22 protein-coding genes and 1 tRNA gene are annotated in these 20,426 nt (G+C 58.8%); 12 read left to right on the top strand and 11 right to left on the bottom strand.

Going from position 1 to position 20,426, the window contains the following annotated elements; translation table 11 throughout:
* The first annotated feature begins 114 nt into the window (after nt 1-114).
* The 5 genes from EUU25_RS07675 (at nt 115) to EUU25_RS07655 (ending at nt 5,532) form a co-directional block, all read left to right on the top strand.
* Entirely contained in the window at nt 115-255 is a 141-nt protein-coding gene (locus tag EUU25_RS07675; RefSeq protein WP_158899796.1) for a hypothetical protein, read from the top strand.
* Entirely contained in the window at nt 252-2,072 is a 1,821-nt protein-coding gene (locus EUU25_RS07670) for a hypothetical protein (protein WP_158899794.1), read from the top strand. Before EUU25_RS07675 ends, EUU25_RS07670 begins: the two co-directional genes overlap by 4 nt.
* Nucleotides 2,073-2,999 (top strand): tyrosine recombinase, encoded by a 927-nt coding sequence (locus EUU25_RS07665; protein ID WP_158899792.1) that lies wholly within the window; start codon nt 2,073-2,075, stop codon nt 2,997-2,999.
* Nucleotides 2,996-3,940, top strand: coding sequence for an acetyl-CoA carboxylase carboxyltransferase subunit alpha (locus tag EUU25_RS07660; RefSeq protein ID WP_158899790.1), 945 nt, complete (start codon nt 2,996-2,998; stop codon nt 3,938-3,940). The genes EUU25_RS07665 and EUU25_RS07660 overlap by 4 nt, the downstream gene beginning before the upstream one ends.
* A gap of 95 nt (nt 3,941-4,035) precedes the next feature.
* Nucleotides 4,036-5,532 (top strand): M48 family metalloprotease, encoded by a 1,497-nt coding sequence (locus EUU25_RS07655; protein WP_158899788.1) that lies wholly within the window; start codon nt 4,036-4,038, stop codon nt 5,530-5,532.
* Nucleotides 5,533-5,625: 93 nt separating this feature from the next.
* Here EUU25_RS07655 and EUU25_RS07650 read toward each other — a convergent pair whose 3' ends face one another.
* Together EUU25_RS07650 and EUU25_RS07645 are read right to left on the bottom strand one after the other, a co-directional pair.
* Complete coding sequence (locus tag EUU25_RS07650; RefSeq protein ID WP_143774979.1) at nt 5,626-5,784, bottom strand: Flp family type IVb pilin; 159 nt, start codon at nt 5,782-5,784, stop codon at nt 5,626-5,628.
* 113 nt (nt 5,785-5,897) lie between these two features.
* Nucleotides 5,898-6,071 carry a Flp family type IVb pilin gene (locus tag EUU25_RS07645; RefSeq protein ID WP_158899786.1) on the bottom strand — a complete coding sequence of 58 codons (174 nt, stop codon included), beginning with the start codon at nt 6,069-6,071 and terminating at the stop codon, nt 5,898-5,900.
* An 84-nt stretch (nt 6,072-6,155) separates the two neighbouring features.
* Between EUU25_RS07645 and EUU25_RS07640 the strand changes: the two genes are divergently transcribed.
* Nucleotides 6,156-6,566: a (deoxy)nucleoside triphosphate pyrophosphohydrolase gene (locus EUU25_RS07640; RefSeq protein WP_158899784.1), complete on the top strand. Its 411-nt coding sequence runs from the start codon at nt 6,156-6,158 to the stop codon at nt 6,564-6,566.
* On the opposite strand, the gene EUU25_RS07635 is transcribed toward EUU25_RS07640, so the two are convergent.
* Nucleotides 6,563-7,420, bottom strand: a complete 858-nt coding sequence (locus tag EUU25_RS07635) for a methyltransferase domain-containing protein (protein WP_158899782.1) — start codon at nt 7,418-7,420, stop codon at nt 6,563-6,565. The genes EUU25_RS07640 and EUU25_RS07635 overlap by 4 nt on opposite strands.
* 15 nt (nt 7,421-7,435) lie before the next feature.
* On the opposite strand from EUU25_RS07635, the gene EUU25_RS07630 reads away from it, so the two are divergent.
* The 4 genes from EUU25_RS07630 (at nt 7,436) to EUU25_RS07615 (ending at nt 9,115) form a co-directional block, all read left to right on the top strand.
* A complete protein-coding gene (locus tag EUU25_RS07630) occupies nt 7,436-8,191 on the top strand; it encodes a ComF family protein (protein ID WP_158899780.1) in 756 nt (251 codons plus the stop codon).
* 8 nt (nt 8,192-8,199) lie between these two features.
* Nucleotides 8,200-8,508 carry a glutaredoxin 3 gene (gene grxC / locus EUU25_RS07625; protein ID WP_246162957.1) on the top strand — a complete coding sequence of 103 codons (309 nt, stop codon included), beginning with the start codon at nt 8,200-8,202 and terminating at the stop codon, nt 8,506-8,508.
* 6 nt (nt 8,509-8,514) lie between these two features.
* Complete coding sequence (locus EUU25_RS07620) at nt 8,515-9,003, top strand: DUF1178 family protein (RefSeq protein WP_158899778.1); 489 nt, start codon at nt 8,515-8,517, stop codon at nt 9,001-9,003.
* Between the two features lie 35 nt (nt 9,004-9,038).
* Nucleotides 9,039-9,115 (top strand) — tRNA-Arg (locus EUU25_RS07615).
* Between the two features lie 27 nt (nt 9,116-9,142).
* On the opposite strand, the gene virB11 is transcribed toward EUU25_RS07615, so the two are convergent.
* Genes virB11 through EUU25_RS16620 form a run of 8 tightly spaced genes read right to left on the bottom strand, consistent with a single transcriptional unit; the run spans nt 9,143 to nt 16,906 of the window.
* On the bottom strand, nt 9,143-10,135 hold the full coding sequence (gene virB11, locus EUU25_RS07610; RefSeq protein WP_158899776.1) for a P-type DNA transfer ATPase VirB11: 993 nt from the start codon (nt 10,133-10,135) through the stop codon (nt 9,143-9,145).
* Nucleotides 10,135-11,241 carry a type IV secretion system protein VirB10 gene (gene virB10 / locus EUU25_RS07605; protein ID WP_158899774.1) on the bottom strand — a complete coding sequence of 369 codons (1,107 nt, stop codon included), beginning with the start codon at nt 11,239-11,241 and terminating at the stop codon, nt 10,135-10,137. The genes virB11 and virB10 overlap by 1 nt, the downstream gene beginning before the upstream one ends.
* Complete coding sequence (locus EUU25_RS07600) at nt 11,238-12,050, bottom strand: TrbG/VirB9 family P-type conjugative transfer protein (protein ID WP_158899772.1); 813 nt, start codon at nt 12,048-12,050, stop codon at nt 11,238-11,240. Before EUU25_RS07600 ends, virB10 begins: the two co-directional genes overlap by 4 nt.
* Complete coding sequence (locus EUU25_RS07595; protein WP_158899770.1) at nt 12,047-13,294, bottom strand: TrbL/VirB6 family protein; 1,248 nt, start codon at nt 13,292-13,294, stop codon at nt 12,047-12,049. The genes EUU25_RS07600 and EUU25_RS07595 overlap by 4 nt, the downstream gene beginning before the upstream one ends.
* Nucleotides 13,294-15,720: a VirB4 family type IV secretion/conjugal transfer ATPase gene (locus EUU25_RS07590; protein ID WP_158899769.1), complete on the bottom strand. Its 2,427-nt coding sequence runs from the start codon at nt 15,718-15,720 to the stop codon at nt 13,294-13,296. The genes EUU25_RS07595 and EUU25_RS07590 overlap by 1 nt, the downstream gene beginning before the upstream one ends.
* Before the next feature lie 3 nt (nt 15,721-15,723).
* Entirely contained in the window at nt 15,724-16,008 is a 285-nt protein-coding gene (locus EUU25_RS07585) for a VirB3 family type IV secretion system protein (RefSeq protein ID WP_143774990.1), read from the bottom strand.
* Between the two features lie 3 nt (nt 16,009-16,011).
* Complete coding sequence (locus EUU25_RS07580; protein ID WP_158903209.1) at nt 16,012-16,329, bottom strand: TrbC/VirB2 family protein; 318 nt, start codon at nt 16,327-16,329, stop codon at nt 16,012-16,014.
* A gap of 13 nt (nt 16,330-16,342) precedes the next feature.
* Nucleotides 16,343-16,906: a lytic transglycosylase domain-containing protein gene (locus EUU25_RS16620; RefSeq protein ID WP_281347008.1), complete on the bottom strand. Its 564-nt coding sequence runs from the start codon at nt 16,904-16,906 to the stop codon at nt 16,343-16,345.
* Between the two features lie 243 nt (nt 16,907-17,149).
* Here EUU25_RS16620 and EUU25_RS07570 point away from each other — a divergent pair, with 243 nt between their 5' ends.
* Together EUU25_RS07570 and EUU25_RS07565 are read left to right on the top strand one after the other, a co-directional pair.
* On the top strand, nt 17,150-18,979 hold the full coding sequence (locus tag EUU25_RS07570) for a DUF1800 domain-containing protein (protein ID WP_158899765.1): 1,830 nt from the start codon (nt 17,150-17,152) through the stop codon (nt 18,977-18,979).
* An 11-nt stretch (nt 18,980-18,990) separates the two neighbouring features.
* Nucleotides 18,991-20,424: a DUF1501 domain-containing protein gene (locus tag EUU25_RS07565; protein WP_158899763.1), complete on the top strand. Its 1,434-nt coding sequence runs from the start codon at nt 18,991-18,993 to the stop codon at nt 20,422-20,424.
* The last annotated feature ends 2 nt before the right edge of the window (nt 20,425-20,426 follow it).

Raw genomic sequence — 20,426 nt, 5'->3', positions numbered from 1 at the left:
GCGATGGGGGCTATATATCGGCTAGGTGGAACCGGAAAGCAATTTGCCGCAAAACCGGACATACCGTTAAAACAAAGTCCGGCGGAAACGACGTAAGCAGGCAAGAGGAAACGCATGGCTGTTGGCATTTTTCCCGCTGTCGCATTGAACGTCGCGACGTTAAATGCACCGGGATGGTCCGGTGGCGAGCGGCCATTGCAGTACAAGGAAATTCCGGTACAAGCACCGGCAGAAGAAGCGGGCCCGCAAAGTTGACCAAAAAAGCTACAAAAACAGTGTTATTTGCCGCCAGCGCGCTTGCGCTGGTTTTTGCGTTGCCAGCCTTGGGTCAGCAAGGTCCCGAGTCCCTTTTGCCTGAAGGATTTGGCGATCCCGCGCCGCCACCGCCGAGTAACCGGCCAACGCCCAACACGACCGGACCAGCAACGCCGACGACATCGGCACGACCGACAACGCCGGGGGATCCTCTGGCTACGGCAACGACCGACAATCCCGATGATGCCAAAGAAGAGGATGAGGAAGAAGAAGACGAGGAAGAGGAAGAGCTCGTCATTCGGTATGACGTGCCGCCCGCGGCGCGGCGCTCACTCTCGGCTGTCGGCATTATTTCGAACGCATCTGGCGGGTTTCCGGCGGAATCCTTCGGTGCGCTTAATGGCACCTTTCTCAATCAGGTGGTCAACCGGACAACGGGTCCGATCGCGTCGCGTTGGGGGACAATATTGGGCCGCCGACTGCTTATAAGCCGCACAAACACCCCCAAGGGTGTCAATGGCGCGGACTGGACTGCGGAAAGAGCATGGCTTTTGCTGCGGATGGGCGATTCGGTGTCGGCCCGCCACCTGATCCAGGAAGTGGACGCGGGCAATTATACGAAGCGCATGCACGAGGTCGCGCTTCAGGTGTATCTCGCCAATGGCGATCTGTCGGGCATGTGCCCACTTGTCGAAAATGGTGTTCGTCTCGTCAACGACGGCCGCTGGAAAATGGCCCGCGCGATATGCGCGTCTTTATCCGGCGAGCAGGGAAGTGCCACTGCCTTCATCAATCAGGGCCGGTATCAGGGTTGGGTCCGGGGTGTTGACTATCGCCTGACCGAAAAGGCCGTCGGCGCGGGTATCAACGGACGCCGGTCGGTGAAGATCGAGTGGGAGGGCGTTGAAGGGATGAATCCCTGGCGCTTTGGCTTGGCCTCGGCAACCGGGCTTGAACCACCCGAACGGCTGTTCGCCAAAAGCGGCCGTCAAATGGCGGGCTGGCGCGTGCAATTGCCGATGTTCCAGGCTGCGGTCCGGGCCAAATATGCCCCCCAAGCTGCTGCGTTGGGAATATATTCCAATCGTGAAATGGTCGATCTGTACGGCCAGGTGATCGATGATGAAGAGGCGCCGGATCCCTTAAAGAGCCGTGCGGAAGGCTTGCGATCGGCCTATACTGCATCGGGCGACGCCGCCAAAGTTGCGGCGATGGCGTCCTTATGGACAGGTGCCGCCGCAGGTGCGGATTATCATGGCGCTTTGGTCATGACGGCGCGGGCTGCGGCGCTCATCCGGCCGGATGAAGCACATGCCGGTGCGGCGGACCAATTGATTGCATCCATGTTGACCGCCGGCCTTGATCGCAACGCTGCCGCATGGGCAGGTATTGTCGATGAAGGCTCACTGGGCTGGGCGCTGCTTGCTCTGGGAACCCCCACAAATATTGCGGCTGTTGATTCCGGTGCGCTTGGCGATTTCTATGGCAATGACAATAGTGAAAAAGCCCATAAGTCAGCCCTGTTGCTTGCGGGTCTCGCGGGACTGGGCCGGGTTGACGCAGGTGCCCAATCGGATTTCGGACGCGATCTGGAAGTGAATGTGACGCGTCAGACACCGTGGAGCCGCGCCATCACCGCCGCTGCCGAACGCGGGGAGCAGGGCACTGTCGCGTTGATGGCTGTTGCGGGAATGCAGGCGCCGAACTGGAGCTTGGTCCCGGCGAACCACCTTTACTATATCGTGCGCGCGTTAAAGCAGGTTGGGTTGGACGCAGAGGCGCGAATGATTGCGGCCGAGGCGGTAGCCTTCGGTTGAATGGCCTCAACCGACGCGAACCTGATTGATCGCTTTCTCGAAATGATGGCGGCCGAACGCGGGGTCGCCCGTAACACGATGCTGGCCTATCAAAGCGATTTGAGCGCGGCGTCCACTTTGACAGGTGGAAGACTAGCTTCCGCCGATGCCGCTGTCCTTGCCGATCTTGCGCATCAATGGGGAGGTCTGGCCAACAGCTCAGTCGCACGCAAGGTGTCCGCACTCCGGCGCTTCTATGCATTTTTGCAGGAAGAGGGCCTGCGCGACGATAACCCGTCATCTGCGCTGCCCAAGCCGTCGCAGGGGCGTGCATTGCCGAAAATACTCGACCCGCACGAGGTTGATCTGCTTTTCCAGATTGTGGAGAAGGCGCTGTCGAAACCCGAGCCGGGGGAAAGGGACTATCGTCTCGCTGCGCTTGTGGAGCTTCTCTATGGGTCCGGGCTGCGCGCAACCGAACTTGTTGCCTTGCCGCGCAGTTCGGTTGTTTCCGATCGTCCGTTCATCATTCTGACGGGCAAGGGCGACAAGGAACGGCTGGTTCCCATTTCGGACCGGGCGCGGCATGCGGTTGGTGCCTGGCTCGCCTTTGTCCCCAAAGATTCCCGCTATCTTTTCCCATCGCGTGGGAAGCATATCAGCCGCATCCGGCTCTACCAGATCATCAAATCCTTGGCGGCCAAGGCTGGATTGGATCCCGAAAAAGTAAGCCCACACGTACTTCGCCATGCCTTTGCCACGCATCTGCTGGCAGGGGGTGCCAATTTGCGAGCTCTGCAGGCGATGCTGGGCCATGCCGATATCGCGACAACGCAAATTTATACGCATGTCGACAGCAGCCGGCTTGTCGAACTTGTGAACAAGCGTCATCCATTGGCAAACCGCACGTTGACCCGAGGCGCTTCAGGTTCTAACCCGCTGCAATGACCGTCTATCTGGATTTTGAAAAGCCCATCGCGGCGTTGGAAGCGCGTATCATCGAACTGCAGGAAGCTGCGGATGAGAGTGAAGTCGACGTAGACGCAGAGATTGGCAAGCTGCGTGACAAAGCCGATAAGCAGCTCAAGGACACTTACAGCAAGCTAACCGCATGGCAGAAAACGCAGGTCGCGCGGCATCCGGAGCGGCCCCATTTCAAGCATTTTATCGCGTCGATGTTCGACGATTTTCTGCCATTGGCGGGCGATCGGGCCTTTGCCGATGATCAGGCGATTTTGGGCGGTCTTGCACGGTTGAACGAGCGCAAGGTGATGGTGATCGGGCATGAAAAGGGCGACGACACACAAAGCCGCCTGCGCCATAATTTCGGTATGGGAAAGCCGGAGGGCTATCGCAAAGCCATACGCCTGATGGAATTGGCAGACCGCTTTTCTATTCCCGTCGTCAGTCTCGTGGACACGTCGGGTGCTTTCCCGGGCATTCAGGCAGAAGAGCGCGGCCAAGCCGAAGCGATTGCCCGTTCGACCGAAAAATGTCTGCAACTGGGCGTTCCGATGATTGCCTGCATCGTGGGCGAGGGCGGGTCCGGGGGCGCAGTGGCGCTTGCGGCAGCCGATCGGGTGTTGATGTTTGAACATGCCGTTTATTCGGTGATTTCACCGGAGGGCTGCGCATCCATCTTGTGGCGTACCGGTGACAAGGCAGCCGATGCAGCGCAGGCCATGAAAATGACCGCCGAGGATCTGAAATCCCTGGGCGTGATTGACCGTATCGTCAAAGAGCCGATGGGCGGTGCTCATCGCGACCATGGTATGGCGGCAGCATCCTTGGGCAAGGCAATTGGTGAAGAACTGGACGCCTTGTCCGCGTTCAGCAGCAAAGAGCTTTTGCAGCAGCGGCGGGCCAAGTTTCTGTCAATGGGTGCCTGACGGTTCGAAGGTAAGCCTTTGCTGCGGGTCGAGATTTTACGCCCGCGGAACATAAATCATGCTATTCTGGTTCTCGCGACCCAAGGAGACCCGATATGCATTTCAGCAAGAAGACTTTGATTCTAGGCGGGGCAATATTGTCGCTGGCGGCCGTGAACACCGCTACACCCGTAGCAGCGCAAAAGAAATCCGCCGCTTCTGTACCCAAGCCCTTTACGGCGCAGGAAAAGTCCGAAGGTGCCAAATATCATCCTGAAATCCTGAAAGAATTTGGCGGCGCCATGCAGAGCCCGCAGACCGCTTATGTGGTGCGGGTGGGCAAGGGGATTGCCGTCCAGTCCGGACTGGGCAACGCCGAAAGTGATTTTACCGTTACGCTTCTCAACTCCCCGGTGAACAACGCGTTCGCGATTCCCGGCGGCTATGTGTACATCACGCGGCAGTTGGTCGCCCTGTGCAACAGCGAAGCGGAGATGGCAGGAGTTCTCGGCCATGAAGTCGGTCACACCGCGGCGCGTCACAGCCAGAAGCGCCAGAAGAATGCGACCTTGGCAAATATCTTGGGCGTCGGCGGTTCCATTTTGGGCGCCGTCATTGGGGACAGCGGTGGCTTGCTCGGCGCGCTGGGGGGCGGATTGAAGCAATATTCCGGAACCTTCGCGCAATTATTCAGCCTCAAATATTCGCGCGGGCAGGAGGAAGAGGCAGACGATTACGGCATCCGCTATCTAAGCAAAGCAGGCTATGATCCCTCGGCCTTGTCCTCCATGCTGAATTCGCTGGCCTTGCAAACCGCCGTCGATGTGCGGGTTGCAGGTATGGGCGATAATCGCGTGCCCGAATGGGCAAGTACGCACCCTGACCCGGCAAAGCGCGTCGTACGCGCCGCGAACGGAGCGAAGGCTTATCCGGTCAATAGCGTGCGAAAGGCAGACTCGCATTTGGCGGCCATCAACGGAATGCTCTACGGGGATGATCCGGCCCAAGGTGTGGTGGAAGGGCAGGAGTTTCTCCATCCGCTGATTAAATTGAAATTTGCCGCACCGACCGGATTCGGCATGCAGAACGGAACGGAAGCGGTTTCCATCAACGGCAACAGCGGAAAGGCTATCTTTTCACAGGGCAATTTCACCGGCGACCGGCAGGCCTATGTGGCTGCAGCCTTCAAATCCGTTTCCGGGCAGAATATGTCCATTCCAGTGGGTGATATAAGGCAGACTACCGTCAACGGCATACCTGCCTTCTACTCCTCCACCATCGTCAATACGCAGCAAGGCGCGCGTGAGGTAACGGTGTTCGCCTATGAGTGGGGCGGCAATGTCGGCTATCATTTCGTCACCATAACCGCTGCGAATTCCAGCCCGTTCAATACGATGTTCAGCAGCATGGCCCGTTTGTCCGATTCCCAGGCGGCGGCCATCAAACCGCGTAAGTTGCGCGTGGTGACGGTGGCCAAGGGCGATACCCTTTCGACCTTGTCAGCGCGAATGGCCTATACATCGTTGCAGACGGAACGTTTTAGGGCATTGAACGGCTTTTCTACCAATCAAAATGTGACGATTGGACAGAAGGTCAAAATCGTCACCTACTAATATTCGGCACGTTCGAACAAAAAAGGGCGGTAACCGAAGTTACCGCCCTCTATTTCCTGTCAGGCAACTAGTGCCCGAGCAGCACAGCTTCTATTAGAGGCTGTTGCTGACTTCAGTGAAGGTGTTCGACAAGTTGTTGCCGAGGCTGCCCATGGCAGTGATAGCTGCAACTGCGATCAGAGCGGCGATCAGGCCGTATTCAATTGCAGTCGCGCCGTCTTCGTTCTTGAAGAGTTTCTTGATAACTTTCATTTTAGGTCTCCTGTTGCTTGTTCAATTCACCCGAGCGGATATTTTTATTACTTATAAAACTATCCGACTTTGGCCTGATTATTCCTAAATCTATACCAAATCGTTAACGTCACTTAGCTTGCATTAATTATTTTATTCGACACGCTGTTCCACATACTTGTGGAACCTTCACCGAATTCACCAAGCGATGCCACGATTGCGATAACAATCAGTGAAACAATCAAACCATACTCCACAGCCGTCGCCCCCTGTTCGCATCGCGTGATACGACGAATTAGATCCAACATACTTGGCCCCACTTCTTTCCCTGGTTGCGAGCAGTCAGGATTTCCCACAGAAGCGTTAACAAAAACTTGCAAGGCGATGAGAAAATGGAAAAAAATCCGACAATGCTGTTTGTGGTTGCCGCTGCGTTAACCAACGAAGTGGGTGAAATATTGCTGCAAAAGCGGCCCGAGGGTCGTCAAATGGCAGGGCTGTGGGAGTTCCCTGGCGGCAAGGTCGAAAGCGGCGAATCACCCGAATCAGCATTGGTTCGCGAGCTGAAAGAAGAATTGGGCATCGATGTTGCCGGTCCGGATCTGATTCCTTTGACCTTTGCCAGTGCACAAAATGGGGACCGTTATATGGTCCTGCTCCTATATCGCTGCACAAGCTGGCAGGGGCAGCCGACCGCTTTGGAAAGTCCGGAGCTCTGTTGGCTTAAACCTGCCGACATGCATGCCCTACCAATGCCACCCGCCGATGAACCACTGGTGCACTTTTTGGAAAATTGGCCTTAGCCCTTGTCGGCAGGCCGCAAGATCGACGCCAAGGAAACCTCACCGCTTCCACGCCGGGCAGGTTTGGGTTGATTCGCGGACGGCGACCATCCGCTCAGGAACAGGTGCATAAATTGTTCTTCGCAGCGCCCGCTTGGATCGGCACCCGCCTGCCATGCGCGGTCCAGCCTCGCCATATAGTCGCGCCCCAGATAGCGCCGGGGTCCCGTCAGTGCGTTCCCGATTCCTGCATCCCGCAGATCGCGAACGAGCGTGCGCCAATCGCCATAGCGTACCGGCAACATATCGCCGTCTGCCACCGGCAGGGTAAATCCCGCGCGCGACAAAAGATCAGCGGCGCTGCGCAAATCAATCTGCGGATGGATATGGGGTGTCGCCACAGGCGCTTCCGCCGCCACCATTCGGGATTTCAGGGTGGCGAGCGAGCCCGCACCAAACATATGCCCCAGAAACAGTCCATCGGGCTTGAGAATATGCCGGATCTGAATGAGGGCACCCGGCAGATCGTTCACGCTGTCCAGCACACCGGCCGATACCACCAGATCAAAGCTGTGCTGCTTATAGGATAGCCTGTCTTCCTCCGCCCGCACCATCGAGGGCAGGGTCGGGTCGACTATATCGACGATGTGCACGGCGCAGCTCCGGTCCCCGAGAATTTCCCCGGCAAAGGCCGCGATGGGGCCGATCAAGAGCACATCCTGAAGCTCGCGGGTCACAAGGGCGAGCCGCTCCTTCAACTCCTGCGCTATATATTGCCAGAGAAAGGCGCGCGCCGCATGGCGATGCGCACGTTGCCGCATCGCGTACCGCCGTTTCCGGTCGAATATCTCGGGGGGTGCTTCAGAAGACTGCATTTCTGTCTTGTGGAGATGTCCGCATTATCCGACAAGAGGGCGATGCGGTTGGTGCTCAAAATAGCGAAGCCAGTGTTTGACTATGCGCTGCCCGAACGTTGTCCTTCCTGCGGAGAGATATCGACCGACGGAACCAATTTTTGCGCCAAATGCTGGCCGCACATCAGGTTCCTCAATCCTCCCTGGTGCGATAGCTGCGCGCTTCCTTTCGACTATGAACAGCCGGCAGGCGCGCGATGCGCCGCTTGTCTCGCCGATCCACCGATCCATGACGGTATCCGCGCCGCCGTCGCCTATGATGGCACGACCCGTAAAATTGCCCTGCGCCTCAAATATGGAGGCAGGATCGGACTCGCCAAATTGATCGCGCGCCATCTGGTACGCCATCTGCCCGCCGACCGTACCGGCATGATCGTCGTGCCGGTTCCGTTACACTGGACACGGCTGTGGTCGCGCAGTTTCAACCAGTCGGCATTGATTGCGCAGGAATTGGCTCGTCTGGGCGGGCTGGTCTATGCCCCGGATGTGCTTTTGCGGATAAAACGCACACCGAGTTTGCGCGGGCTTTCCGGAAAAGAACGGCGCAAGGCGGTCGCGCGCGTTTTTCGTATCAATCCGGCTAAAGCCCATGTGCTGTCGGGTGCCCGGGTGATTCTGGTCGACGATGTTTTGACGACCGGCGCGACAAGCGATGGCTGCATCAAGACCTTGAAAAAGTCGGGTGCCAATTGGGTGCAACTCTTCTGCTGGGCACACGCCGCCCCACTTTGAAGCGGGTGATGCTTGACTTGGCCGCGCAGGCACACCATTTCACGTTTATGACAGCAAAAGTTGAAATCTACACCAAGTTCGGCTGCCCCTATTGTGTGCGGGCGATGCACCTGCTCGACACCAAGGGCGTGGCCTATAGCGAATATGATGTGACCATGGGTGGCGCAAAGCGCGACGAAATGGTTGCGCGTGCGCCGGGTGCCCGGACCGTCCCGCAGATTTTCATTAATGATGTCGCGATCGGAGGCAGCGATGACCTTCGGGAGCTGGATTATGAAGGTAAGCTGGATTCATTGCTTGCCGTTGCCGGCAATTAACACCGAATGATCGCTTTTGATTTGAAGTGCGGTTCCGGCCATAGCTTTGAAGGCTGGTTCGCATCGTCACAGGACTTTGATGCGCAGAGGTCAGGTGGGCTGATTGTCTGCCCGCTGTGCAACACCGCCAATGTTGAAAAGGCGTTGTCGGTCCCAAATGTCGGACGCAAATCGAATCAAGGAAGCAACCTGCCGGCCGAACGGCCCGTCACCGCTGAACCTGTAACAGGCGAAGTGATGAACGCGCCGGCCTTGTCCCCCGCTATGGTGGAGATGATGCAGAAGCTGGCGGTGGCCCAATCCGAAATGTTGAAAGAATCCCAGTGGGTCGGCCGCGATTTTGCCGATACCGCACGCGCGATCCATTATGGGGAAGAGAATGAACGTCTGATCCACGGCGAAGCCAGCGTCGACGAAGCTGCCGCGCTCGCCGACGAAGGAATCGCGGTCGCGCCGCTACCCTTTCCTGTCGTGCCCCCTTCGGCAAAAAATTGACCCGCCAAAATCGCACAGCTATGGAAAGCCCCGGCGCACCCATAGCTCAGCAGGATAGAGCATCAGATTCCTAATCTGGGGGCCACTGGTTCGAATCCAGTTGGGTGCACCAACGTTCCAACAATAAAGACAGACCGGCTCAATCGCCCTTGAACTGGATATCCGCGATGGAACGTTGCCCGTTCTTCCGGTCGAGCTGCACGATGATGTCGATCATGGACCGTGCATAATCAATTGTCTCGTTGCGGCCGAGGCCGAGGTCGGCCTGCATGCACATCAGCGCCAGTTGTTCGAACGCGCCTTCCGTTGTGCTCGCATGGATGGTGCTGATCGAGCCGGGATGGCCAGTGTTTATGGCGCGCAGGAAAGTGACTGTTTCGGCACCTCGTAGCTCGCCTACGATCAACCGGTCCGGACGCATGCGCAAGGATGCGCGCATCAGTTCTTCGATGGTTACCCGCGCTTCGCCCTGATCGCCCGATACCGCGACGAGGCCGATGGAATTGTTGCGGCCGAGCTTGATCTCGGGGGTGTCTTCGATGGCGATGACACGCTCGTTTTGCGGGATTTCCTTCAGCAGGGCGTTGAGGAGGGTGGTTTTCCCCGACGACGTTCCGCCCGACAGCAATATGGTTTTGCGCATGGCCACCGCCTTTTTCAGGAAGGTGGATACATCGCCTTTTTCGAGCAACGCCGATAAAGACAGTTCGGATTTCGCTGCGTTCAGCGAACCCGTGCGGCATTGCGCCAGATATCCGTCTACGGTCATATCATGCAGCACATGTTTGCGGATCGCTATGGCGACCGATCCGCGTGTGGCGGGTGGCAGGACAATCTGGATACGCGCGCCGCCCGGCAGGATGGCCGCCAAAAGGGGGCTTTCGCGGTTGATGCCCTGATGGCTTATCCGTGCCACCTGTTGCGCAAGACGTTCGAGCAGCTGCGCATCAATGGCGGGCGCGTCATGGCACTCCATCTCGTCCGCGCCCATGCGCTCGACCCAGACTTCGTGCGGTTGGTTGACCAAAATCTCGGTGACATCGTCCGCCGCCAGCCACGCCTCAAAAGGCGCGAGGTAGCTGTTGAGGTAGACATTGCCGCCACTCCCCGAAAGCGGGGTCATCATGTTCATTACGAACCGCCGTCCGTGCCGGAGAAATCGAGATCGCGGGCAATGAAAATGCGGATCGCGGTGCCTTGGGCCACTTTGACCGTGGGCGGGATGCTGATGTCGCGCTGTAATGCGATACCGGCGACGCTTTTCGCATCATCCGCGGTGCGCACGACGACATCATTGCCGCCGCGCTGCAACAGACCGAGGCCGGATTGCACGACCGAGAGCAGAATGGCCGAACCGAAGCGTTTGAGGAAATGGCTGTCCACCTTGCCGCCAAGACCGGCGCGGCCCAGCGGGTCCGTGACGGGCGAGCCCAGCGATACGGTGACGCCGTCCGGGCGAGTCAGACGAGTCCAGACAATGAAGGCGCGCGATTGACCCGCTGCGAGGCCAGAACGATATTGGCCGATCAGGCGGCTGCCACTGGGGATCAGCACCCGGCGTCCGTCAAAGCCCATGACATCGCGGCTGACCACCGCGCGCACATAGCCCGGAAGGTCGGAGTTGATGGCGGTTTCCAGAACACCGGCGATGATTGCGCCCTGCGGCACGGTATAGCTGCTGTTGGAAATGCGGACTGCGCGCGCTGGCGCATTTTCTGCGGCAGCGACGCGGTCGGCGAATTTGTCGTCGGCGCTGAGGTCGTCATTCTTTACGCCCGCCAGTCCCGGTGTCGGCGGTAGGGCAGCCGCGCCGCCCTTGGTCAGATCGACGACGACGCCCGGCGACATCAGGCGGTTGGCACCCGGGACCTGCGACGCAACAACGCCCATGACCGGAGCCGTTACGTCCAGTGGCGGCGGGATCAGCGTGGGGGGCGGCAGCTCGGGCGGGCCGGGAAGCAGAACAGGCTTGGGAACCACGCCGCCTACCGGCATGACACTGGCCGTCACGGGCAGGGCCGGATTGGCGCCTGCTTGTGTTGCGTCACCCCGGCTGGAGGCCAGGGTCGTGAAGGTGAGGATACCGAGCAGGCCGATACCTACAAAGCCGAGCTTCATACCGGGCGACAATCCGGCCGGCATGGCAACCGGCGACAAGACCGGCGCATTGGCATCTTCCAGCGCGCCCGGCTCCATTGAGGTGCGGGGATCGGTCCCTTCGGGTTTCAGAACACTCATGGTTTTGCCTCCCGTGATTTGCAGCCGAACAGGCCGCACTTCTTTTTGGCCCGTTCACGCGGAGCATCCGCGCCGGGGGTTGGTGCGGCGTAGGCATCGTTGAAAATGATGGTCACTTCCTTGCCGTGCCGCAGGACGAATTGCGGGGCGATCTGTTCGACCACCACATAGGGGCCGCGCACCGCAAAGTTGACGATGCTTTCGCCCGCATCGGGGGTGATGCTGAAAATGGCGGGGGTAGCCGCGCCCGCAGCGAAGCGGAAATAGGTGGCTTTGCCGTCGTCAAAGACCTGATCGGGCACATTGGCCTTTGCGCCATCATAGCTGTAGGCGCGGTTCCACAATTCAGGGGGTGTCGCGATGATCGGCGGGGCGGCGGCGTTGGCGGCTTCGTCCACCGGCTTTTGCGGATAAGTGAACCGCACGGCATAGGTAACCTGGCTCGGCGCGACCTTCAGACCGGATTTTGCGACCAGCTCAAGATTATAGCGGCGCATGTTCGTAATGATCGACATGTTGGTCGTGCGCGGAATGCCCACAGGCTTCAGGAACATGACGGTGCCCGACCCGTTGGGCGTCACCTGCCAGCCGGAAGAATCGCCAAGGCCGACCGTTTCGATCCGTTCGCCCACGTCGAATTCCAGCGTCATCTGATAGCCGGTATGTCCGGTCAGGCGGACCACGCTATTGGGGTCGTAATGGACATAGCGGATATTGGGCGCGACCTTCACGGATTCCGTCGTCTGGGCCAATACGGGTGTTGCAAGGGGTAAGCTGGCGAACAGCAGGGCGAGATATTTGGCGGTCATGCGGCGTTCCTGACGGCTTTAATGGGGGCACGGACGGCGGTGACGCGTCCTCGGGTGATGCGGCGGTCAGCTTTCATTTCGGTCGCCCTTTGCGCGCGGCCTTCGGTTTCTACCCGATGTGGCAAAAGGATGGCGCGCTGGTTTGCAACGCTGTCGGTTGCGGTGACGCTTGCGGTCCGCTCGATGGCGCTGACCATGCTCTGCATGCGTTCATTGTAGATCATGGCAGGCGCAGAAGCCGTCGCGATGGTCTGTGCGCCTTGCGACTGCACAGTATCTGCGGTGCTATTCGAACGCAGGGACAGGGTCCATCCGCTGACGATGGTGCGGCCGATGCGGAACAACTGCACCGCCACCGCCACCGTGATCAGCACGATCACCAGGATCGTCAGCGCAGCGCGAAGCGAGAAGACGCCCTGACTTGCCGAGACATACATGTCGGCCAAGACAGGCTCGATCAACGCGGTCGATCCGGCGGTCGTCATGATGGCCATGACAGGGACCAGCGCCATCAAAACCGCGGCGCGCGCCCAGCCGAGCGTTAGGCCGCGTGTCACCGAGAACAGCCCCAGTACCGCAAAGAGCGGTCCGAGAAGAAGGAGAAGCCCTAATATAATCTTCGCCACCACCAGCACGCCTGCCGAAGCGAGCACCAGCAACAGCGCACTGAGCATCAGCATATTGGGGCCGAGCGAATCCTTGGGCGCGACGATCGCGGTAATCCCCGTTGCGGTCGGGGGAAGCGCTTCGGCCTCGTCCTTATCCTCGGTCGGCATGGCGGCGTCGGGCGCGGCATTTTCGGGGCGTGCGTCAAATTCGGTCCAGGCATCGGCAAGATCGACCATCCGCCCGGACAGCATATCCACGCGCTGGTTGACGCTGCTGCTCTGTCCGGCGGACGGATTGACGGCGCTGACAATTTCCTGCGGGCCGTCGGTGAGCACATCGTAGACAAGTATCTGGTAGGTTGCCCAATTGCTGGTCAGCGCGAGCACCGCGCCGATCAACAGCATCCGCGGCGCCATTTCGCCCATGCTGAGCGAGGAACGGCCGAAGATCAGGCGGTAGCCGACGATCGCGACGTAAATGGTAAGCGCGATTGTCAGCGCATAGCCGAACACGCTACCGGGGCCGAGCAAATTGGCGTAACCGGCCTGAACCGTCGACTGCATGTAGCAATCCACGGTGTTGACCATGGTTTCAGCCGAACCTGCTGTGGCGTTTATGGCAGCGCATTTCGCCATCAGCCGCGCGTTCCTGTCTTGGTGTTTTGCCACAAGGCCGACGGGCCTTCTTCGGCGGCCTGCAACAATTGCGGCATCCAGTCAGACGGCGCATCACCATGGGCATCGCGCAGTTCGTCCAATTTGCGGACGCTGCTTTCGCGGCCGGACAGGACGGTCATCGCATCGGGCATGTCACCCATATCGAGGCGGGCAACAACGCTGTTGCCGCTTTGCTTGACCAGCACGCAGCGCAAATGTTCGGGCAGCGAGCGGACGAGATCAAGCTCATGTTCGGTCAATCCGAAACCGTCGCAATAGTCCGAGGCTTGCGCCTTGGGATTGCTCATGAACAATTGCGTGGCCGATTGTTCGATGATGGTCGCGGCGATCTTGCTTTCGATAGCATCGCTCGCGCTCTGGGTTGCAAATCCGACCACGCCGTTGCGTTTCCGGATTGTCTTCATCCAGTCTTTCAGGCGGTGCACAAAGATTTCATCGTCCAACGCCTTCCATCCTTCGTCGATAACGATCATCGAAGGTGTGCCGTCCAGACGTTCGTCCACGCGGTGGAACAGATACATCATCGCCGGGGTCCGCAGCACGGGATTGTCGAGCAGCGATGTCATGTCGAAACCGGCGGTACGGGTATCAAGGTTCAGCTCGTCCCGTACATTGTCGAACAGCCACGCATGCTCGCCTGCACCATACCAAGGCGCAAGCCGCGACGCGAGGTCGCCACGCACAGGGCGTGCGCCACCGGCGAGAAGCTCAACGAGGTAGCGCAACTGGCGGTGCTCCATCGGCTGGTCAAAATTGGCCTCGACCGCGCTGGCAATGATCGCATTTTCATCGGCGGTCAGCTGACCGCCCATCGGCGTCAGCATCTGCGACAACCATTGCCGCAAAAACGCCTGGTTGGCAGCGTTGCTTGGCAGTTGCAGCGGATTGAAACCCGTCGGCTTGCCCGGACGCAGCACATCATAATGGCCGCCAATAGAGCGAATGAAGATTTCCGCACCCCGGTCCTTGTCGAAGAAGAAAGTGCGCGGATTGAACTTTTGCGACTGGGCAATCAGGAAATTCAGCACCACCGTCTTACCCGATCCCGATGGACCGATCAGTGTGAAGTTGCCCAGATCGCCGCTGTGCAAATTAAAGAAATAGGGCGTGCTTGATGTGGTTTCGAGCACGGTAATCGGCTCTCCCCATGGCCCGCCTGCTGGTGCGCCGATAGGAAATCCATGCAGGGAGATCAGCCCCGACAGATTGGCGGTCGAAACGAGCGCCTTGCGGGCGATGAATTCTGCATTGCCCGGAAACTGGCCCCAGAAGGCGCTTTCCAGATTGAGATCTTCGCGCACCGATACCGCACCAATGTCGGCGAGCGATGCCTGCACATCGGCAACCGCGGCGTCGAGCGCGGGCAGGCTGCCGGCGCGGACATGGACGCTTAAATGATGCTCGCCATAGGCGGCTGCACCACCGGTCAGCTCATCTTTTGCACCCAGCAGACCCTGCCGCAAAGTGGTGGTTTCATCGGACGCCGCCCGCAAACGGCGCAACGCCAATCCGATCCGTTCGTCGGCAATCTGCCGGTCCACAAAGGCAAAGCTTTCGGTCAGCGTCAGTTCGTGCGGCAGGCGCAGCAAATTGTCGAGCATGCCCGGGCTGGTCGTGGCGGGATAGTCCTTGATCGACACGATTGCGCCAAAGCGCGATGTCTCCGCACTTGATCCCTTCAGATGCAGCGCATCAAGGCCAAAGCTGATGCGCTTATAAGGCAGATACTGTCCGGCATCGCCCGTGGGTTCTAGCAACGGCTGCATTTCGCTATTGTACAATGCCGACAAAATTTCGAGAGGTTCGGAACAGATGCCGCTCGCACCCTGATAGCGTTCCAGAACGCGCGGGCCATAGCGGCTGAGTGCGGACAGAAGATTGGTGCGTGCGCTGTCCAGTTCGCGCAGTTCGCGGGCCTGTTCGGCAAGCTTCTCTTCCGGCGAGCGCTTGCCGCTACCCCATTTGGTTAGCCGTTCGACAAAGCCGACCTTGCCACGGGCGGGTCGGCGGACCAGCATCAGAATGATGTCGTTGATATAAAGCTGTTTGCCGCGCAACCGCTCCTGCCATGCAGCGTCGAGGTCGCGGGCAAAGCCCTCGGGCTGGGGCGTCGTCAATTCGGCGGCCACACGGCGCCGGATGACATGGCAATAGAGCATCAAATTGGAATTGGCGATGCCGCGCATCACGACATCGCGCACGGCGGCCATGTGGTTCAGTGTTTCGCTATCGGCGGTTTCAAACGCGATACCGTCGATCTGGATCATCTGGATCAGCTCGCCATTGCGGGTGGCCAATGTATGGTCATTGACATGGCCGGCATAGGGCAAACGGTCCCCGGCGCGCGGGTCCAACTTGGCAAGTTTTTGCGAAGATAGCTTCATAGGTTAGGGCCGATAGCTGTTGCAGCGCCACAGATCGTGCGTACGCGTCCGGCCGCAACGGCTGACCTTGGTAATCCAGAGGTCAAAGATGCGGGGTTCGCGCAAACAGGCCATGTAGCCGATGGCGTGGATCAGGACGGCGGCGGGTATCGCCCAAAAGGACCCGCTGATGAGGAAGATTTCCGTCGTCACGATCAGGTTGATGATGAAATAGCTATAGGTCACGCCCGCAAACATCTGCGGCTGGGTCAGAGCGCGAAAAACAGGCGTGCGGTTTAGCGGAGTCATTGATTAGCCCCCGATTGCGGCGACACGGATCCCCGAAACAATGGCAGTCGCCCCGAACAGGACGAAGCAACCCACGATGACCGTTGTGCCAAAGCGCCAGTTCATCCGGCCAGTCAGCATCATCATGCCGACAACAGCGACCGCGATGACGGCTGCTGTAGTTGCCACATTGCCCAACAGAGTGCCTTGCATCCAGTTCAGGGCATTGACGATAGGGCCTGATCCTTGCGGATCGGCGACGGCGGTTTGCGCCAGTGCCGCTTGGGGTAAGGCAGCGGTCAATGCGGCTAGTGCGGAAAATTTTGCTTTGAACTTCGTCATCGACATGCTGGCCTCATTCATAGGAGTTACGCTGGAGCGAAATGGCAGACAGCCTGCGCATGATCTGGCGGACATAATTCTGCGTTTCGCGATAGGGCGGTATCCCGCCATATTTCATCACCGCGCCCGGTCCCGCATTATAGGCGGCGAGGGCGAGGGGAACGTTATTGCCAAAGCGTTCAAGCTGCTGACGGAGATAGGCTGTACCACCTGCGACATTCTGGCGGACGTCATGTGGGTTGGTTACGCCCAGCGTACGCGCAGTACCGGGCATCAACTGCATCACGCCAATTGCCCCGGCGGAGGACCGGGCGCGTGGGTTATAGCGTGATTCCTGCCACGCGACCGCGTCGACCAGATCGCTGCTGATGCCATATTTGGCGGCGGCATGCTGGATATGCTGGCGTACGGTTCCCGTGGGCGGCGACGGCATTTGGGTCGGTGCGACGATTTCTGCGCCCACATAATCGGGCACCAACGCCGGTTCAGGCGTCCATGCCGGGCGCGAAATTTGAACAAAATTGCCATTGCTCGCCAGCTCGAACACTTCGGCTCGGGCGGCATGGGGTGTTGCCAAGGCTCCGCAAAGTACGAAAACCGTAGGAAGGATGCGACTTATGACCATGGCAAAAGGGGTAGATGCCACAGGTTGATAAATGGTTTATATTTACTAATCCATATCGTCGAAAAAACACGCTTAACGGGGATTTACCACCTCCCGAAACTATCTCTTGAGCAATGTCCCATAGCAGACCGTTAATGACGAAACCGGGTCCGGCATTTTCGGGTCTCGCTTTCGTCAATTTGGCGAGGGCGGGATATGAAGGAAGCACTGCATCAGATTTGCCTTGAGGGGGCGTCAGAAATTGAAATGCCGGACGATGTTGTTCCGGCGTTGGCCGAGGTTCCGGCACAGACTTCACCCTATGTATATGCGCTGCCTGCGGCATCATTGCTGGTGGCGGCGTGCGGCGGCGGTGGCGCGGGAGGTGGTTCGTCCACAACCCCTCCGCCGACAGCACAAGTTCCAAAACCGTCCACCGACGCCCAAGCATCACGGTTCATTCTGAAATCCAGCCTATCCGTCAGCGAGGCGGAGATCAGCAACATCAAATCAATCGGCTACGAACCCTGGCTAAACGCCCAGATGGATGCACCGATCAACCAGACCGGTGTGGCATGGCTGGCGTCGCGCGGCTATGATCAGGTTACCGCCGACAATTTCTTCGATAATGAATATCCCGGCGACTACATGATCTGGAACCAGCTCATGTCCGACGCAAACGGCGTCCGCAAACGCGTCGCGTTGGCGCTGTCCGAGTTTTTTGTCGTGTCGCTGACGGGACTGGACTTCAGTTGGCGCGCACAGGCAATTGCCTTTTTCTGGGATCAACTGAACTCCAACGCCTTTGGAAATTTCCGTAAATTGCTTGAGGATGTGACCCTCAATCCGGCGATGGGTTATTATCTTAGTACGCGCGGCAACCGGAAAGAAGATACACGTACCGGCCGCGTACCCGACGAAAATTATGCCCGTGAAGTCATGCAGCTGTTCACAATTGGTCTGTACCAGTTGAACAATGACGGCACACGCAAACTGGATGCCAACAACCAGCCGATCGAGACCTACACCAACAGCGACGTCACCAATCTGGCGCGTGTTTTTACGGGGTATAACTGGGACTTCACAGGCAATGTCAAAACGCCTGCGACTAATGATCCGACACGTCTGATCAACAGCACGGGCTATGTCCTGAAACCCATGACGATTGACCCCACAAAGTGGGAATTTCCGTCGACCACGAGCCAACATTCTGCATTGGAAGTAAACTTTCTCGGAACAAATATTCCGGCGAACACGGATGGAACGGTTGCGTTGAAGACAGCGCTTGATGCGCTGTTCAACCACGCCAATGTCGGACCCTTCTTCTCCAAGCAGATGATCCAGCGGTTGGTGACCAGCAACCCCAGCACGGCCTATGTCGACCGGGTTGCAAAGGTCTTCAACAACAATGGTTCCGGCACACGCGGCGATCTGCGCGCCGTGTTCAAGGCTATCCTGCTCGACGACGAAGCGATGAATGCTTCCGGCCTTACGGCCCCTACTTTCGGAAAAGTGCGCGAACCCATTCTCCGCTTCGTGCAATGGGGCCGGACTTTCGGCGCTGCGTCGACCAGTGGCAACTGGCGGATCGGCAATCTGTCCGATCTGGTCAGCGGGCTGGGGCAAAGCGCGTTGCGGTCCCCATCGGTTTTCAACTTCTTCCGGCCGGGTTATGTGCCCGCCAACACCGCCATTGCCACAAACTCGCTGGTTGCACCGGAATTCCAGCTCATCAATGAATCGAGCACGCCCGGTTATGTGAATTACATGACTTCGGCCATTGGTAGCACCAACGGGGTGGGGGGCGATGTGAAGGCCGCCTACACCAGCGAGCTTGCCATCGCGCATGACTCGACAGCTTTGCTCGACCGGATCTGCCTATTGCTGGCAGCGAACCAGATTTCGGACACGACCAAGGCAACGATCAAAACCGCGCTGGATGCAACAACAGTCACGCAAACCAGCACCACCGCCGAAAAGCAGCGCCGGGTCTATATGGCTGTGCTGCTCGTCATGGCCTCACCCGACTATCTCGTTCAGAAGTAAAGGCTTTCGCTATGCATATCGGTAAAGCAAACGAACTTTCGCGGCGTGCCTTTCTTCGTCGTTCGAAACAATTGGCGGTCGCGGGTTCTGCGTCGTCTTTCGCCCTTGGTCTCGCCGGAATTGGCGAAGCTGCAGCGTTCAGCGCGGGCAATGATTACAAGGCGTTGGTCTGCATCTTCCTTTACGGCGGGAACGACCACAACAGCACGTTGATGCCGTTCGATTCCACCAACTATGATCTCTACAGCGCCATTCGCGGAGGAGGTGCGGGGCAGACGGCAGGCGGGATTACCCTGGCGCGCTCCAGCCTTGCAGCGACAGCTTTAACGCCAAGTGGCGGGCAGGTGCTGACGAACAATTTGCAATATGCGCTCGCGCCGCAGATGACGCGGTTGAAGGCCCTGTTTGACGCCGGGCGGATGGCACCTTTGTTGAACGTCGGGCCCTTGGTCGCACCGTTGACGCTTGCGCAGTATAACAGCTCCAACCTGGTCGCGAACCCTCGCCCGGCGAAGCTGTTCTCGCACAATGACCAGCAGTCGACGTGGCAGTCCTCCAAACCGGAAGGCGCCACCGACGGCTGGGGTGGACGCATGGGCGACCTCGCCATGTCGAGCAACGCCAACGCCTTGTTCAACTGCATTTCGGCGACGGGCAATGCCGTGTTCCTGTCCGGCCAGCAGGCATTGACCTATCAGGTATCGTCGAGCGGCGCGCTGGCGGTCAACGGGATCAAGAACAACCTCTACGGATCATCTGCCGGCAGCGCGGCCTTGCGCACCTTGATGACGCAGACCAGCAACAATGTGTTCGAGGCCGAGTATAACCGGGTCGCCAAACGCTCGATCGATGCCGAGGGTGTCGTGACCGCAGCGTTGCAGCCCATAACGCTGGCTACCTCGTTCCGGCCTGCCACCGGACGCAATGGCCTGGCCGAACAGCTGCAAGTCGTCGCCCGCCTCATTGCAGCCCGCCAACCGCTGGGTGCACGCAGGCAGGTGTTCATGGTCAGCATGGGCGGTTTTGACCTGCACGACAATCTGATCAGCAATCAGGCCAATTTGATGGGGCAACTCGATTTCGCGATGGACGCTTTTTACCGGGCGACGGTGGAATTGGGCGTTGCGGATAAGGTCACCACCTTTACTGCGTCCGATTTCGGCCGGACGCTGCAATCCAACGGCGATGGTTCGGACCATGGCTGGGGATCGCACCACTTCATCATGGGTGGCGCCGTCAATGGCGGGCGCTTCTATGGTGTGGCGCCGCAAATCTCGGTCACCAGCCCCGATCAGGTCGGGCAGGGCCGCCTGTTGCCGAGTATCTCGGTTGACCAATATGCGTCGACGCTGGCAACCTGGTTCGGCGTATCGGCCAGCGAGTTGCCGAGCGTATCGCCCAATATTGGCCGGTTCTCGACCAGCAATCTGGGCTTCATGGCCTAAAC

Origin of the sequence: Sphingorhabdus lacus (genome assembly GCF_009768975.1) — a bacterium.
GTDB classification, from domain to species: domain Bacteria; phylum Pseudomonadota; class Alphaproteobacteria; order Sphingomonadales; family Sphingomonadaceae; genus Sphingorhabdus_B; species Sphingorhabdus_B lacus.
This window is presented reverse-complemented; position numbering and strand designations above follow the sequence as displayed.

Bases quoted from the DNA above. Each gene is read 5' to 3' on its own strand.
- EUU25_RS07675 (WP_158899796.1), top strand. From the start codon at position 115: ATGGCTGTTGGCATTTTTCCCGCTGTCGCATTGAACGTCGCGACGTTA.
- EUU25_RS07665 (WP_158899792.1), top strand. From the start codon at position 2,073: ATGGCCTCAACCGACGCGAACCTGATTGATCGCTTTCTCGAAATGATG.
- EUU25_RS07660 (WP_158899790.1), top strand. From the start codon at position 2,996: ATGACCGTCTATCTGGATTTTGAAAAGCCCATCGCGGCGTTGGAAGCG.
- EUU25_RS07655 (WP_158899788.1), top strand. From the start codon at position 4,036: ATGCATTTCAGCAAGAAGACTTTGATTCTAGGCGGGGCAATATTGTCG.
- EUU25_RS07650 (WP_143774979.1), bottom strand. From the start codon at position 5,784: ATGAAAGTTATCAAGAAACTCTTCAAGAACGAAGACGGCGCGACTGCA.
- EUU25_RS07645 (WP_158899786.1), bottom strand. From the start codon at position 6,071: ATGTTGGATCTAATTCGTCGTATCACGCGATGCGAACAGGGGGCGACG.
- EUU25_RS07640 (WP_158899784.1), top strand. From the start codon at position 6,156: ATGGAAAAAAATCCGACAATGCTGTTTGTGGTTGCCGCTGCGTTAACC.
- EUU25_RS07635 (WP_158899782.1), bottom strand. From the start codon at position 7,420: ATGCAGTCTTCTGAAGCACCCCCCGAGATATTCGACCGGAAACGGCGG.
- EUU25_RS07630 (WP_158899780.1), top strand. From the start codon at position 7,436: ATGTCCGCATTATCCGACAAGAGGGCGATGCGGTTGGTGCTCAAAATA.
- grxC (WP_246162957.1), top strand. From the start codon at position 8,200: ATGCTTGACTTGGCCGCGCAGGCACACCATTTCACGTTTATGACAGCA.
- EUU25_RS07620 (WP_158899778.1), top strand. From the start codon at position 8,515: ATGATCGCTTTTGATTTGAAGTGCGGTTCCGGCCATAGCTTTGAAGGC.
- virB11 (WP_158899776.1), bottom strand. From the start codon at position 10,135: ATGAACATGATGACCCCGCTTTCGGGGAGTGGCGGCAATGTCTACCTC.
- virB10 (WP_158899774.1), bottom strand. From the start codon at position 11,241: ATGAGTGTTCTGAAACCCGAAGGGACCGATCCCCGCACCTCAATGGAG.
- EUU25_RS07600 (WP_158899772.1), bottom strand. From the start codon at position 12,050: ATGACCGCCAAATATCTCGCCCTGCTGTTCGCCAGCTTACCCCTTGCA.
- EUU25_RS07595 (WP_158899770.1), bottom strand. From the start codon at position 13,294: ATGGCGAAATGCGCTGCCATAAACGCCACAGCAGGTTCGGCTGAAACC.
- EUU25_RS07590 (WP_158899769.1), bottom strand. From the start codon at position 15,720: ATGAAGCTATCTTCGCAAAAACTTGCCAAGTTGGACCCGCGCGCCGGG.
- EUU25_RS07585 (WP_143774990.1), bottom strand. From the start codon at position 16,008: ATGACTCCGCTAAACCGCACGCCTGTTTTTCGCGCTCTGACCCAGCCG.
- EUU25_RS07580 (WP_158903209.1), bottom strand. From the start codon at position 16,329: ATGACGAAGTTCAAAGCAAAATTTTCCGCACTAGCCGCATTGACCGCT.
- EUU25_RS07570 (WP_158899765.1), top strand. From the start codon at position 17,150: ATGAAGGAAGCACTGCATCAGATTTGCCTTGAGGGGGCGTCAGAAATT.
- EUU25_RS07565 (WP_158899763.1), top strand. From the start codon at position 18,991: ATGCATATCGGTAAAGCAAACGAACTTTCGCGGCGTGCCTTTCTTCGT.